At 69.5% G+C, this 13,782-nt stretch carries 15 protein-coding genes; 3 read left to right on the forward strand and 12 right to left on the reverse strand.

All coding sequences use genetic code 11. The features are described 5' to 3' along the window. Positions 1-305: 305 nt before the first annotated feature. The 6 genes from KBX26_RS01365 to KBX26_RS01390 all read right to left on the reverse strand — a co-directional run bounded on the left by KBX26_RS01365 (position 306) and on the right by KBX26_RS01390 (position 7,264). A complete protein-coding gene (locus KBX26_RS01365; RefSeq protein WP_210864488.1) occupies positions 306-1,823 on the reverse strand; it encodes an aldehyde dehydrogenase family protein in 1,518 nt (505 codons plus the stop codon). Beyond that, positions 1,820-3,028, reverse strand: a complete 1,209-nt coding sequence (locus KBX26_RS01370; RefSeq protein WP_210864489.1) for a fumarylacetoacetate hydrolase family protein — start codon at positions 3,026-3,028, stop codon at positions 1,820-1,822. Before KBX26_RS01370 ends, KBX26_RS01365 begins: the two co-directional genes overlap by 4 nt. After that, complete coding sequence (locus KBX26_RS01375; protein WP_210861719.1) at positions 3,025-4,206, reverse strand: mandelate racemase/muconate lactonizing enzyme family protein; 1,182 nt, start codon at positions 4,204-4,206, stop codon at positions 3,025-3,027. The genes KBX26_RS01370 and KBX26_RS01375 overlap by 4 nt, the downstream gene beginning before the upstream one ends. Before the next feature lie 8 nt (positions 4,207-4,214). Next, positions 4,215-5,045 (reverse strand): carbohydrate ABC transporter permease, encoded by an 831-nt coding sequence (locus tag KBX26_RS01380; protein ID WP_030330610.1) that lies wholly within the window; start codon positions 5,043-5,045, stop codon positions 4,215-4,217. Further along, the gene (locus tag KBX26_RS01385; protein WP_030330611.1) at positions 5,042-5,995 is read right to left on the reverse strand and encodes a carbohydrate ABC transporter permease; all 954 of its coding nucleotides are present in this window, start codon (positions 5,993-5,995) and stop codon (positions 5,042-5,044) included. The genes KBX26_RS01380 and KBX26_RS01385 overlap by 4 nt, the downstream gene beginning before the upstream one ends. Positions 5,996-6,070: 75 nt before the next feature. Then, entirely contained in the window at positions 6,071-7,264 is a 1,194-nt protein-coding gene (locus tag KBX26_RS01390; RefSeq protein WP_167337288.1) for a sugar ABC transporter substrate-binding protein, read from the reverse strand. Positions 7,265-7,387: 123 nt separating this feature from the next. Between KBX26_RS01390 and KBX26_RS01395 the strand changes: the two genes are divergently transcribed. Next, entirely contained in the window at positions 7,388-8,272 is an 885-nt protein-coding gene (locus KBX26_RS01395) for an IclR family transcriptional regulator (RefSeq protein WP_167337289.1), read from the forward strand. Between the two features lie 19 nt (positions 8,273-8,291). Here the strand turns inward: KBX26_RS01395 and KBX26_RS01400 are convergent, their stop codons facing one another. After that, on the reverse strand, positions 8,292-8,606 hold the full coding sequence (locus KBX26_RS01400) for a chorismate mutase (RefSeq protein WP_030330617.1): 315 nt from the start codon (positions 8,604-8,606) through the stop codon (positions 8,292-8,294). 177 nt (positions 8,607-8,783) lie between these two features. Here KBX26_RS01400 and KBX26_RS01405 point away from each other — a divergent pair, with 177 nt between their 5' ends. Continuing rightward, positions 8,784-9,404 (forward strand): CDP-diacylglycerol diphosphatase, encoded by a 621-nt coding sequence (locus tag KBX26_RS01405; RefSeq protein WP_282102140.1) that lies wholly within the window; start codon positions 8,784-8,786, stop codon positions 9,402-9,404. Between the two features lie 15 nt (positions 9,405-9,419). On the opposite strand, the gene KBX26_RS01410 is transcribed toward KBX26_RS01405, so the two are convergent. From KBX26_RS01410 to KBX26_RS01420, 3 genes are all read right to left on the reverse strand, one after another. Continuing rightward, positions 9,420-10,001, reverse strand: a complete 582-nt coding sequence (locus tag KBX26_RS01410) for a TetR/AcrR family transcriptional regulator (RefSeq protein ID WP_210864490.1) — start codon at positions 9,999-10,001, stop codon at positions 9,420-9,422. Continuing rightward, the gene (locus KBX26_RS01415; RefSeq protein ID WP_210857763.1) at positions 9,994-10,830 is read right to left on the reverse strand and encodes an alpha/beta fold hydrolase; all 837 of its coding nucleotides are present in this window, start codon (positions 10,828-10,830) and stop codon (positions 9,994-9,996) included. Before KBX26_RS01415 ends, KBX26_RS01410 begins: the two co-directional genes overlap by 8 nt. A gap of 76 nt (positions 10,831-10,906) precedes the next feature. Beyond that, positions 10,907-11,689: a hypothetical protein gene (locus KBX26_RS01420; protein WP_210864491.1), complete on the reverse strand. Its 783-nt coding sequence runs from the start codon at positions 11,687-11,689 to the stop codon at positions 10,907-10,909. A gap of 53 nt (positions 11,690-11,742) precedes the next feature. On the opposite strand from KBX26_RS01420, the gene KBX26_RS01425 reads away from it, so the two are divergent. Next, on the forward strand, positions 11,743-12,345 hold the full coding sequence (locus tag KBX26_RS01425; protein WP_210857765.1) for a class I SAM-dependent methyltransferase: 603 nt from the start codon (positions 11,743-11,745) through the stop codon (positions 12,343-12,345). Positions 12,346-12,438: 93 nt separating this feature from the next. On the opposite strand, the gene wrbA is transcribed toward KBX26_RS01425, so the two are convergent. Both wrbA and KBX26_RS01435 read right to left on the reverse strand, forming a co-directional pair. Then, positions 12,439-13,047 (reverse strand): NAD(P)H:quinone oxidoreductase, encoded by a 609-nt coding sequence (gene wrbA / locus KBX26_RS01430; protein WP_374224180.1) that lies wholly within the window; start codon positions 13,045-13,047, stop codon positions 12,439-12,441. Between the two features lie 141 nt (positions 13,048-13,188). Further along, complete coding sequence (locus tag KBX26_RS01435) at positions 13,189-13,581, reverse strand: nuclear transport factor 2 family protein (protein ID WP_210864493.1); 393 nt, start codon at positions 13,579-13,581, stop codon at positions 13,189-13,191. Positions 13,582-13,782 lie beyond the last annotated feature (201 nt).

The raw sequence follows: 13,782 nt of genomic DNA on the forward strand, positions 1-13,782 counted from the left end.
CAGACCGCAACCGAGCGGCCGACCGACCATTCGATGGTGAGGCGAAGGGATACCAGTAACGAGCGATGCAGCGATGCGAGCGCTAACATCGTTCCCTGTCGAAAACAAAACCATGAATTGCATTGATGGTCAAGAAGGGTCCGTGAACCCGAACCAAATAAATTGCGCCACAAACAATTTGGGCACGCTTCGGCGGCGCCAGAACGACCGGCGCGCGAATTCCCTGTCTGGTCAATTTCGGCAAGGAATTCGCGCGCCAGCCACAGGTGGCGCGAAAACGCACCCGCAACGACCGGCGGAGGCGGTTACCCGGCCGCTGGCACCAACCTCCCATCGATTCGCCGGGAAATGGCGGTGTACTCGTCGCGCAACTCCTCGGGCAGGACCCAGGCCGGGGCGTCCTGCCACGCCAGCGGGCGCAGGAACCGTCGGATCGACGTGGCGCCGACCGACGTGTGCACGGCGTTCGTCGACGGCCAGGGCCCACCGTGGTGCTGGGCCCACGACACCCGGACACCGGTGGGGTAGCCGTCGAAGACGACGCGACCGGCGCGGGCGGCGAACACGTCGGCCAGGCGGCGTACCACGTCGGGGTCGTCGCCCGGTCCACTGTGCAGCGAGCCGGTCAGCGACGGCGGAACGGCGTTCAGCGCGGCGTCGAGGTCGGCGTCGTCGTCGTAGCGGACCACGACCAGAAGCGGTCCGAAGCACTCGTCGGCGATCTCGGCGGTCAGGCCGGGGAGGCCGACCTCCAGGAGGGTCGGCGCCACGGTGAAGCCCGCGCCCCGGTCGACCTGCGGCCGCGCCGCCACCCGCGCGCCGGCCCGCTCGAACTCCGTGGCCCGACTCTCGTACGCGTCCCGGATGCGCTCGTTGAGCAGGACCGCGCCGCCCGACGAGTCGACCCTCGACCGCAGCGCGTCGACCAGACGGTCACCACCCGGATCCGTCGGGACGAACGCCAGGCCGGGCTTGGTGCACAGCTGACCGCCCGAGTTCGTGAAGGACCCGAACAGCCCCTCGGCGATCTGGTCCGCCCGGGCGCCGGCCGCGTCGGGCAGCACCACGATCGGGTTCACGCTGCTCAGTTCGGCGTACAGCGGGATGGGGTCGGGGCGTTCGTCGATGGCCGCCTGGATGGCGCGGGCGGCGTTGACCGAGCCGGTCAGGGCGGCCGCCCGGATCGCCGGGTGGCGCACCAGCGAGCGGCCCGCCTGCTCGCCGTACACGATCGAGATGACGCCCTCGGGTCCGCCGAGGTCGCGGACGGCCGACTCGATCGCGGCGGCGGAGGCATGCGAGGTCAGCGGGTGCGACGGGTGGGCCTTCAGGATCGTCGGGCACCCGGCGGCGAGCGCGGCGGCCGTGTCACCGCCGGCGACCGAGAAGGCGAACGGGAAGTTGCTGGCCCCGAAGACGGCGACCGGCCCGAGCGGCACGAGCATCCGCCGCAACTCCGGGCCGCGCCCGAGTGGTGTGTCGGCGGCGTGGTCGATGGCCGCTTCGACGTACGCTCCGTCGCGCAGCACCTCGCCGAACATCCGGAACTGGACCGCCGCCCGGGTGAGTTCCCCGTCGAGTCGCGCGTGGCTCAGCCCGGTTTCCGCCTCCGCGGCGGCGACCAGGTCCGCCCGCCGGGACTCCAGCGACGCGGCGATCGCGTCCAGCAGCTCCGCGCGGCCGACCCGCCCGCGGGCGGCCAACCACTGCGCCGCCCCGGACGCCTGACCGGCGATCACCTCCAGCCGAGAGTCGTCGGTCTCGCTGAGATCCGTCGCGCGACGCTGACCGTCGCGCGGATCGACAGTGCTGACCACGTTCACAGCAGTCCTCTCCTCACCAGATTGCCCATCAGATCGCGGACTCCGAAGTGCCAGGGCTCGCACTCCTCCGCATGCCGCACCCGGTTGACCAGGGTGCCGAGCGCCGGGCAGCTGATCCGTACCACGTCGTCGACCTTGTGGGTGAAGCCCTCGCCGGGGCGGTCCCGGTCCTGGATGGGCGCGAACATGGTGCCGAGCATCAGGGCGGCGCCGTCGGGATAGTGGTGGTGCGGCCCGATCAGCTGCCGGACCAGCTCCTGCGGATCACGCGACATCCGGGTCATCTCCGAGACCGCCTCCAGGTGGAAGCCGTCCACACCGCGAACCTCCAGGCGCACTTCGAGTTCGCGGACCCGATCCATACCGAACCGGTCGTCGAAGAGCCGGATCAGCGGCCCGAGGGCGCAGGAGGCGTTGTTGTCCTTCGCCAGCGGGAGCAGGAGCGCCGAGCGGCCCTCGATGTCGCGCAGGTTCACGTCGTTGCCGAGGGTGGCGCCGACGACCCGGCCGCTGGACGCGACGATGAGCGTGACCTCGGGCTCCGGGTTGTTCCAGGTCGACGCGGCGAGCACGCCGACCGGGACGGCGGTGCCGACGGCGGAGAGTATCTGTCCCTTGGTGAAGATCTCGGCGTCCGGGCCGATCCCCACCTCCAGATACTGGCTCCACATGCCCTCGGCCACCAGCAGGCTCTTGAGCCGGTCCGCCTCCGGTGAGCCGGCCGCCAGGTTGTGCAGGTCGACGCCGACGTCGTCGAGCATGCGCTGACGGATGTCCGCCGCCAGCGCGAGGTCTCCCCGCGCCCGTTCCTCGATCACCCGTTCGATCATGGAGATGGGGAAGGTCACGCCGGCGGCCTTGAGCGCCTGGAGGTCGACCGGGGCGAGCAGCCAGGGGTGGTCGCGGTCCCGGGTCGCGGCCGCCGTGTTGGCCAGCATCTCCCCGAAGTCGCCCACCCTCGGCCCGTCGATCCCGGCGATCGTCGCGGCCGGGTCGGGCAGCTCGCAGATGTCGCGGACGGTCGGGAACCGGTGGCTGAGGTCGATGACCTCGCCGTCGCGGACGGTCACCGGTGAGGGGCCGTCGCCGGTCGGATCCCAGATCCGGCCGATGAGGACGCTGTCGGGGTCGTCCGGCAACGCCTCGGCGGCAGTGCCGACCCAGTCCGCACCCGCGGCCTGCCCTCGCGGCCGTGGCACCGTCATGAGTCGCTCTCCAGGTTGAAGAAGGACCGCTCGTCGCGGGGACGGATGTCGTAGACGGCGTCCTGGAACATCCGCAGCGGATGGGGTGTGAACGGGTGCTGCTCGATCGCGGCGAGATCCACCTCGATGCCCAGGCCGACCCCGTTCGGGATGAGGATGTCGCCGTCCTCGGTCAGCACCAGCCGCTCGTTGGTGATCTCCGGACGCCACGGCACGTCGGTCGCCATGATCTCCAGGTACCGGAAGTTGGGCAGCGTCGCCCCGAGTTGCAGCGTCGCGGCGGTGCTGAGGGGGCCGCTCGGGTTGTGCGGCGCGAACCCCACGTAGCTGGTCGCGGCGAGCGTGGAGATGAAGGCCAGCTCGGCGATCCCACCGGCGTGCGTCACGTCGGGCTGGACGAAGTCGACGGCCTGGCGGGCCAGCGCCGGGGCGAAACCCTGCCGGCCGTACCACCGCTCCCCCGCCGCGATCGGCACCGGCGACGCGCGACGGATGTCGACGAGCGCGTCAAGATTGTCCGGTGGGCACGGCTCCTCGAACCACACCGGGTCGAACTGGGCGATCTCGTTGGCGACCTTGATGGCGTGGCGGACGTCGAAGCGGCCGTGCCCCTCGACGAACAGTTCGACATCGCGGCCCACCGCCTGACGGACGGCGTCGATCTGGGCCAGCACCCGGTCCAACTGTGCGGTGGTGATGGTGAGGTCGTAGTTTTCGAACGGGTCCCACTTGAGGCCCCGGAAGCCGGACTCCACCGTCCGGCGCGCGGCGGCCGCGTAGTCCTCCGGTGTGACGGCGCCGGAGAACCAACCGTTCGCGTACGCGCGGACCCGGTCCCGGGTCGCGCCGCCGAGCAGCCGGGAGACCGGGACGCCCAGCTCACGCGCCGAGATGTCCCACAGGGCCATCTCCAGCGAGCTCAACGCGGTCATGATGACCGGGCCGCCGCGCCAGTACCAGTCCCGCGCGGTCTCGTAGAGGATCTTCGAGATGCTGGTGGGATCCAGGCCCACCACCGCCTCGGCCAGCTCGGCGATCGCACCCTGGACGGCGCGTTCCTTGCCCTCCAGGGTGGCCTCACCGAGCCCGGTGATCCCCTCGTCGGTGTGCACGCGCACGATGACGAGGTTCGTGCGGTAGAAGTCGACGACCAGCGTGTCGACAGAGATGATCTTCATCTTTCGGCTCAACCCTTCACCGCACCGGCGGTCATGCCGGACACCACGTACTTCTGGACCAACAGGTAGAAGGCGACGGCGGGCAGTGTGAACAGGAAGGCGACAGCCATCACCGTCTGGATCGGTGTTCCCAGCTCGCCGATGAAGTTCGCGATGCCGACGGAGGCGGGTTGCAGGTCGGGGTTGAAGATGAAGGTCACCGCGAACACGTACTCGTTCCAGGCGTGGAAGAAGGCGATGACCGCGGTGGCCGCGATCGACGGGGCGATGAGCGGCACGTTGATGCGGGTGAGGGTGGTGAACGGCCGGGCGCCGTCGGCGCGGGCGGCTTCCTCCAGCTCCTTCGGGATGCCGTCGATGGCGCCCTTGAGGATCAAGGCGACGATCGGCAGCACGAAGGCGGAGTTGACGAGGACGAGGCCGGTCAGCGAGTCGAGCAGTTCGAAGCGGCGGAACAGCGCGAACAGCGGGACGACCATGAGCGCCTCGGGAAGCATCTGCGTGAACAGCAGCACGACGGTCAGCACGGCCTTGCCCCAGAACGAGAACCGGGACAGGGCGTAGCCGAGCGGGATGCCCAGGCCGACGGAGACGACCATGGTGCCGACGGCGATGATCAGGCTGTTGAGCAGCCAACCCGCGGCCTTGCCCTCGGCCAGCGCGTCCACGAAGACCCCGAACTGGCCGAGGTCCGGCGTGAGCCGGGGCTGGTCGGCGAAGAGGTCGCTGTTGCTGGACAGCGCCGTGACGAACATCCAGTACAGCGGGAACACCGCGACACCCAGCACGACGAGCACGGCGACGATCCGTGCGGTGACACCGAAACGGAAGCGCCTCATCGGACGTCCCCCTTCTCCACGGCACGGGCGACCAGGCGGCTGCCGATGATGACGATGAGCGAGATGACGACGCCGACCATGCCGATGGCCGCCGCCGATCCGAGTTCCTTGGAGTCGAACGCCTGCGAGTAGAGGTCGATGACGAGCGTCTCGGTGGCCCCGACCGGCCCGCCCTTGGTCATCAGCCAGATCAGCTCGAACCGCCGCAGCGACCAGATCGTCATCAGCAGGGCCAGCAGACCCACTGTCGGCTTGATGACCTGCCAGGTGACGGCGCGGAAGGTGGCCCACCGTCCCGCGCCGTCGACGGTCGCGGCCTCGTTGAGGTCCTGCGGAACGGACTGCAGCGCGGAGAGCAGCACCACGGAGGTGAACGGGAACAGCTGCCAGATGGTCGTGGCGAGCACCGCCGGGAGCGCGTAGCGCGGGCTGTCCAGGATGGCGCCGCCGGGCACCCCGAGCCCCACGGCGTCGAGGAAACGGTTCACGATGCCGTACTGCGCGTTGAGCATCCAGGTGGCGATGAGCGCGACCGCGATACCGGGGGCGGCCCACGGTACCGTCACCAGCGCCCGCGCCACGCCACGACCCCGGAACTTCTTGTTGAGCAGCAGCGCGACGACCAGCCCGGCGCCGATCGCGACGACGACGCAGGTGATCACGTAGACGATGGTGATCAGCAGGGTGCGGTGGAACTCGGGGTCGCCGAAGATCCGGTTGTAGTTGTCGAGCCCGACCCACTCGCTGCGGGTGGGGTTGAGCAGCCTCGTCCTGGTGAAGCTGAGGTACACCTCCTGGAGCAGGGGTACCGCCTGGAAGACGAGGATGAACAGCGCGGCGGGGGCCAGGAAGAGGTACGGCGTCCACTTGCTACCCAGGGGGCTGGGCCGACGCCGGGCCCGGCCTGGGGATGTTGTCTTCGGTGCTCCGGTCTGCTCGACCACAGTCATCGGGTTCGATCCTTCTGGGGAAGGACGCTGCCGGCGCACGGATCGTCGCGCCGGCAGCGTCGCCGTGTCGAGCGGTCAGCGGACCAGTTCGGTCGCCTGCTGCTGGGCGCGGTCCAGTGCCGACTTCAGGTCGGTCTTGCCCTGCAGGGCAGCGACGACGTTCTGCACGACCACCTTGCGGATGTCCGGCGTCTTGGCCTCGAACCCCAACACGATCTGCGGCAGGCTGGTCTCGGTGAGCCCGTCGAAGACGGTGAGGAACGGGGTCTCCTTGAGCGTCTCCGCGCTGCGCTGCGTGGTGGTGGCGACGCTGCTCGCGCCGAGGATCTCCTGCAGCTTGACCTGGTTCTGCGGCTCCAGCGCCCACTTGATGAAGGTGCCCGCCTCCTCCTGGTGCTCGCTCGCCTCGTTGATGACGACCGGGGCGAGGATCGCGCCCTGCTTGCGGACCGGGAACGGGATGGGGGCGACGCTGAAGTTCAGCTTGGCGTTCTGGCCGCGGGTGGCGGTCACGTAGCCGCCGTTGTTGAGCTCCATCCCGACCTTGCCCTCGGCGAACATCCGCCGGAACGTCGCCGCGTCGGCTCCGCGCGGGATCACGTTCGCGTCGTAGAGGTCCTTGAACGCCTGCAGGCCCTTGAGGTTCTCGGGCGAGTTGATGGTCAGGTTCTTCCCGTCGGACCAGGCGCCGCCGAAGCCGTAGACGTAGTTGAAGATGTCCTGCCAGACACCGGCCTCCTCGGCCTCGGTCTGGCGGAACGCCAGACCGAAGACGTCGCCCTTGGTCAGCGACTTCGCCGTCGAGGTGAACTGCTCGAAGGTGGTCGGCGGCGTCGGGATCAGGTCCGCGTTGTAGAACATCGCGTAGTTCGACGCTTCGAAGATGACGCCGTGCCGGACACCGTCGTGGACCATGAACTGGTCCGGCTGCTTGAGCAGGTCGTACTTGCTGGCGTCGATCACCTTGTCCAGCGGCGCGACGAGGCCGGCGTCCGAGGCCGCCTCGAACTCGGGCATGTCGAAGCGGACCAGGTCGGGGCCCTTGCCGCTGCCCATCTGGGTGAGCACGGTCTGGCCGAAGGTCGGGTACGGCACCGCGGCGGCGGAGACCTGGACCTTGGTCTGGCTCTGGTTGAACTCTTCGAGCCACTTCGTCAACAGGGGCCCACGGCCGGGGTCGCCGAAGGTCGAGGCGGCGAAGGTCAGTTTGGTGACGCCGTCACCGGAGTCGCCGTCCGAGCCGCAACCGGTCAAGAGAGCGGCAACCAAGCCCAGGGCACATGTCGCCCTGACGATGCCGAAGCGAGAGCGCTGATTACCCATCGTTACTCCACTGTTACGAGTTGGCGTCAAGGGGGTGAAATTGCAACGATCGTAGCGCCATGTGCAACGGTGTCAAGTGGCGATTGCGCATCGCGTCATCTATATTGCACAATATGCAATGACAGCGACGGCGCTATCCGTCGCGCGAGGGGAGAAACAGCCTTGGCGCAATCGATTCGTCGCGCGATCGACCTCATCCGGCGATCCGCGGAGCACCCGCTGTCCCTTACCGAGGCTGCGGACGTGCTCGGCGTCCACAAGTCCACAGCCCTGCGCATCCTGCAAACACTGGAGTCCGCGCGCTTCGTCCGTCGGACCGGCGCGGGCACCTACGTGCTCGGCAGCGGCCTGATCGAGTTGTCCGAGCTCGCGCTCGGCTCGATGGACCTCCGCCAGCCCGCGGCCGCGCACCTTCGTGCGCTGCAACGCGAGACCGGCCACACCGTACACCTGGCGCAGCTGACCGGCGACGAGATCATCTATATCGACAAGGTGGACAGCCCGGCGTTCGACGCCGTCAAGCTGCCGTCACGGGTGGGACGCGCGGTGTCGATCTACGCCAGCGCCGTCGGCAAGACGATCCTGGCGTACCTGCCCCGGCAGGAGCGCGACCGCCTGCTCTCCCACGTCGTCTTCGAGAAATTCACCGACACCACCTTCACCGACCACGACGCCCTGGAAGCCGAACTCGCCCGCATCCAGCAGTGCGGCTGGGCCATGGACAACGGCGAGCACGACGCCTACGTGATGTGCGTGGCCGCGCCGATCAGGGATTCACGGGGTCAGGTCATCGCCGCCGCCTCGATCACGGCGATCGAGGTCATCGCGAGCCTCGATCAGCTGAAGAGCAACCTTCCGCTGTTGCTGGAGACCGCCAACAAGATCTCGTACGAGCTCGGCTACGCACCGCCAGCGACGGCGAGCCCGGAAGGTGCCGGCCACGGCGCGACCTGAGCGCGCCCGGCCCGGACGATCACCGCGTCGGCGGCGCCGACCCGCCGGTGATCCGGTGGTGCTCGTCGGTCTCCATGTCGATGAAGGCCTGGATCATGCCCCGGTAGATCCGTTCGATCAGATCCGGGTCGGCGCCGGCCTCGCCCGCCAGCGCGCGGACCCGGGCCACCACCTGCGCCACGCGCTCCGGTGCGCGGACCGCCTGACCGTCGCTCTTGAGCGGGGCGGCCTGCCGGACCAGCGCCTCGCGCCGGGCGAGCAGGCCGACCAGGTCACCGTCGAGTTCGTCGATCCGAGCGCGGATCTCGGTCAGTGTCACAGCGGTCTCTGTCACGCCGGAAATCGTCGCACGACGACGACACGATCAGGCGACCCGTTCACCGGCCGTCGCGTCAATTGCCCGCTTTCGCCCTAATCTCGACAACGTTCACGTTCGCCCCCAGCACGGCAACCACGGGACCGGGTCCAGGTCTGCGAGGGTACGAAGACCGGCCCACCGTTTCCCCAGTGCCTGCGCACGACTCCCACGTACGTGGTCCTCAATGGAGGGTCGGGGTCGAACCACGACTACCTGCTCCTCCCCAGCTGCCGGATCAGCGGCATCGAGTGTCCGTTCATCACCACCGCCAGTGCCCCGAACTATTGGCTGGAGGCGTGGAACAACGCCCAGCCGGGGCAGCCCGGTCACGTCGTCTACCCGCACATCGGGCTGGGCGTCAACTCCGCCGACCCGACGATCCGGATGCAGGACCAGTTGCACATCCACCTGGCCGGCATCCACTCGGGAATCCAGACGCAACTGAACAACCACGACAGTGCGATCAGCAACGATCCGACGCGGTGGCGCAACCAGATCGTGCCGGTCTGGGGCCTGACCAGCACCGGCCTGCCCGCCCCCCGCTCGTACCGGGTGCTGCACGTCGCGAACCTGAACGGGAACCTCTTCCGGCTCCTCCTGGACAGCGTGGTGCGGCCGACCGGGACGACCATGGCGGCGCAGATGCTGGCCGTGACGCCCCGACTGACCGGAAGCGGCGGGTTCTACGTGCTGAACAGTGAGCCCGGCCTGCCGGTTCCGGCCGGGCAACCCGGTGGCACGGGCACCGTCGACTTCCTGCTCGCGTACGGCTGAGGGGTCGACCCGGTGTCAGCGGGCGCCGGTGCTCGCGCCGGCACGCAGGCCCTGATCGATGAAGTTGATCAGCCAGGTGAAGCTCTCGTCGACCGACGTGTCGATCTGGAACCCGCCGGCCGCCTCCAGGGTCGCGAACCCGTGCAGGACGCTGCGCAGCGTCCGCATGGCGTGGATCTCCTGGCCCGGGTCCAGCCCGTACCCGCTGAGCATGGCCGCCCAGGAGGCGAGCACCCGCTCGCTGGCCGGAATGAACGGGTCGTCGGGGCCGGTCGGGCGGACCGCGTTGGCCGCCGCGTACCGGCCGGGGTGTTCCCGCACGTACGTGCGCATCGCCTGCGCCCCCGCGGCGAGCGCGTCGCTACCGGACCGACCCTGGATGGCGTCACGGATGACATCGCCGGCCTCGGTCATGGCCAGGATCGCGATCCGGTGTGCCAGGTCGGCCTGGCTGCTGACGTGCTTGTAGAGCGAGGGGGTCTTGATCCCGAGCCGTTCGGCGAGCAGGCCCATGCTGAGGTTGTCGAAGCCGACCTCGTCGACAAGCGCGGCGGCGGCTTCGGTGACCGACGCCGGGGTGAGCCGAGCCTTAGGCATTGGTCAGCGTCCGGGCGAGGAAGGGCAGGGCCAGGGCGACGACCTCGTCGGGCGTCTGCGTGTGCGGGTAGTGTCCCGCGCCCTCGATGACGGCCAGCTCGCCGAGCCCCTGCGGCAGGTCGGCGATGATGCGTTCGCCCTCGGCCCGCGGGTCGGCCCAGTCGGGGTCGACGCTGCCCTGGATCACCAGGACCGGGCAGGTGACGTTGGGCAGCTGCCGACCAGCGTCGGCGGCGCTGGTCTTGGCCATGGCCTGGAGGGCCTTCATCCGGCCGGGCTCACTCATCTTGGCCTCGATGCGCGCCAGCTCGCTGTCCCAGTCGGCGGGCTTGGTCGGGATCGCCAGGTTGAGGTAGTTGCGCCAGCTCGCCACGCTGCCCCGCAGCAGCACCTGCGCCAGGTGCAGGTAACCGGCCCGGTAGCGCTTGACCCTCACCAGCCCGGCGAGGTCGATGGACTGCGCGCGGGTGAACGGCGCCAGCTCGATGACGCCGGAGATCACGTCGGGCGCGGTCGCCGCCGCGATGGTCGCGGCACCGCCGCTGATCGACTGGCCGATGAGCACCGCCGGGCCGCCGAGGTGGCGTACCACGGCGACGAGATCGTCAGCGATGTCGGTGCGGCTGTAGCCGTCCCAGCCGAGGCTGGAGTCACCGCAGCCGCGGATGTCGACGGCGGCGACCCGGTATCCGGCGGCGGCCAGGGCCGGAGCGACGAACCGGTACGAGTGCCGGCTGTCGCCCATGCCGTGCGCCAGAACGACCAGTGGCCCCTGCCCGGTGAGGTCGTAGGCGATGGTGTTGCCGGCAATGTCCAGGTATTCGGTCATGACGCCTCCACAGCGAGCTAATGCGATTAGCTTAAGGCTAACCGCATTAGCCGCAGGAGGCAAACGGCTGGCCCGGTTACCCGCCGCCACCCATGCCGAGCTGGGGATAGAGGGCATCGGGGGCGACGACCGCCCCGGCCGGCCGGACGACGCTGACCGCCGACCCGAAGTCGCTGTAGCGCAGGGACGCGCTCGGCAGACCACTGGCCTCCGGCATCAGGAAGCTGACCAGCCGACCCTCGGTGTCCAGCATCGCCCGGAACGCGTGTCGCCGTGCGCTGTCCGGAAAGACACCACCGGGATCGAGCCGGAAGCTGATCCCGTTACCGACGCCGATCCGGGTCGCGTCGATCGTCCCGATGATCTGACTGCCGTCGGCACGTGCGGTGACGATCGCGTCGATGAGGCGGCCCGAGCCGCCGGAGTCGTTCCTGCCCGGCGCGAAGCTCAGGGCGAAGCCCGCCGGCACTCGGGCCGGGTCGAGGACCATCCACTGGTCGCCCACGCCCCGCAGGAGCTGACCGGCCTTCAGGTAGACGTCGTCGTCGATCATCCGGATCTCGATCGTCCCGCCCGGCGCCGTGATCGTGGCGTTCACACGCTTGTTGGCGTTGTCGGTGTGCGACAGCGAGGTGATCTGGCTGGCGATGTCGACGTCGCTGCGAAAGCTCGTCTGATTGACGAACGCCGTGCCCGCCCGCAGCAGACCGACCGCCTCGGCGGTGGCGGCGGCGTCGGCGCTGGCGGTCGACTCCGGAGCGGTTCGAGGTTCCGGGTCGCGCTCCGCCCGCGTGCCGACCGAGCAACCCAGCAGAAGCAGGCCCACAGAGATGCCGGCCAGCGTGGCTCGACGTGTCATGGCCATCACGGTAGGCGCGACCCGCAAGGTGTGGTGACCCGTATAGTGCCGCGATGGAAACGGACCCGGTACGGCAGGCTTACACGTCCGTCGCAGAGCTGTACATCGAGATGTTCGGCACCAAGGAGCAGGTACACCCCGACGACCTCGCCCTCATCGAGCGACACCTGGGGGATCGACAGGGCCCGGTGCTCGATCTGGGCTGCGGGCCCGGCCACCTCACCGGTTACCTCCGGGCACTCGGTGTCGACGCGGCGGGGATCGACCTGGTCCCCGAGTTCATCGCGCACGCGCGGGCCGCCCACCCGGACGTCGAGTTCCGGCTCGGGTCGCTGGCCCACCTCGACGTCGCCGACGGGTCCGTCGACGGCATCCTGGCCTGGTACTCGTTGATCCATCTTCCGCCGCAGGAACTCGACGGCGTACTCACCGAGTTTCGCCGGGCGCTGGTCCCGGCCGGGCGGTTGGTGCTGGGCACCTTCTCCGCCGACGAGGTCGGCGCCTTCGACCACAAGGTCGTGACCGCCTACCGGTGGCCGCTCGACGCGCTCTCCGAGCGACTCACCCAGGCCGGCTTCCGGGAGGTCGAACGCCTACCCCGAGCCGGCGACGACCAGCACCGGCCGCACGCCGCCATGGCCGCGGTGGTGGTGTGAGGCCGCCGAGGGCCGGCCTCCCCTCCCGGGAGGCCGGCCCTCGCGCAACTGCGCATCCGCGTCAACCGGGCGTCCGGTTCGGCGGCAGCACCGTCAGGCGTTGAGCTTCCCGGCGATCTTGACGACCCGCGAGGCCATGTGGTCCAGGGCGGCGAACTGGGCGTCGCCCAGCGGCGCGTCGTTGTTGCCGCCGGTGACGTGCGAGACGCCGTACGGGTTGCCGTCGGCGAACTTCAGCGGGTCGGTGTAACCCGGGGGCACGATCAGGCCGCCGAAGTGGTGGATGGTGTTGTAGAGCGCCAGCAGGGTCGACTCCTGGCCGCCGTGCGCGGTCATGGACGCGGTGAACCCGGCGTACACCTTGTCGGCGAGCAGCCCCTGCGCCCACTGCGGACCGAGGGTGTCGATGAACTGCTTGAGCTGGCTGGCGACGTTGCCGTACCGGGTGGGGGTGCCGAACAGCACCGCGTCCGCCCAGACGACGTCGTCGGCGGTCGCCTTCGGCTCGTTCTTCGTGGCGTCGAAGTGCTGGCTCCAGGCGGCGTTGGAGGCGATGGCCTCGCCCGGGGCGAGTTCCGGAGCCTGGCGCAGTCGCACCTCGGCGCCGGCCTTCTCGCCAGCCTCGGCGAGGCGCTTGGCCATGGCGTGCAGGGTCCCGGTGGACGAGTAGTAGATGACGGCGAGCTTGGTCATCGGAGGCATCCCTTCCCAAAGTAGTTGCTGTCGATAAATTTGCGGCCGCAACAATCTCGACTGTAGCAGTCGCCTCGCGGCACCCCAACGTCCTGCCCATGCCCGCCGCCGTGACGGAGCACACCACCCGACGGGTGCCGCGTTCCCACGTCACGACCCGTCCGGAGAGCTGGCCGGCTGCTGCCCCGGCCAGAACGGCCACTCCTCGAACGACCGGCACCGGCCGTCGTCGGCGAACCGGATGACCCACAGGTCGCGGTACTCCTGCTCGACCGGGTCGCCGTAGCGGACCTCCTGGCGCGACACGGCGGTGTCGCCCTCGACCGCGACGATCTCCGCGGTCATCTGGAACACCTCGTCGGGACCCTTGCGCTGCTTCTCCCACATCCGGGCGATGGCCGGCAGCCCGACGACCGGCGTCCAGTACGGGCCCTGCTGGTAGCTCGCGTCCTCGGTGAAGATCCCGACCAGGCCGTCCGTGCCCGGCGTACGCCAGAGTCGCTCGTAGGCGGCGAGCCAGTCCTCGACGTGCGTGCGGTCCATGGAATTCACCTTGCCACCCCGGCGGCGGCCAGCCGGGCGAACCCGCAGGCTGCCGGGGGTGCGGGCACGCTCGGGTGAGCGGGGCGCGAGCCCGGCGTCGGCGCCGCAAACCTTGACACCGAACGGCATACCCCGCCAGACTTCCCGATGCTAATTCGATTTAGCGTCCATCGAAACCCCTCGACTGCCAGTGCCCGGACC

The organism is Micromonospora sp. C97 (assembly GCF_018070385.1).
Classification (GTDB): Bacteria; Actinomycetota; Actinomycetes; order Mycobacteriales; family Micromonosporaceae; genus Micromonospora; species Micromonospora parva.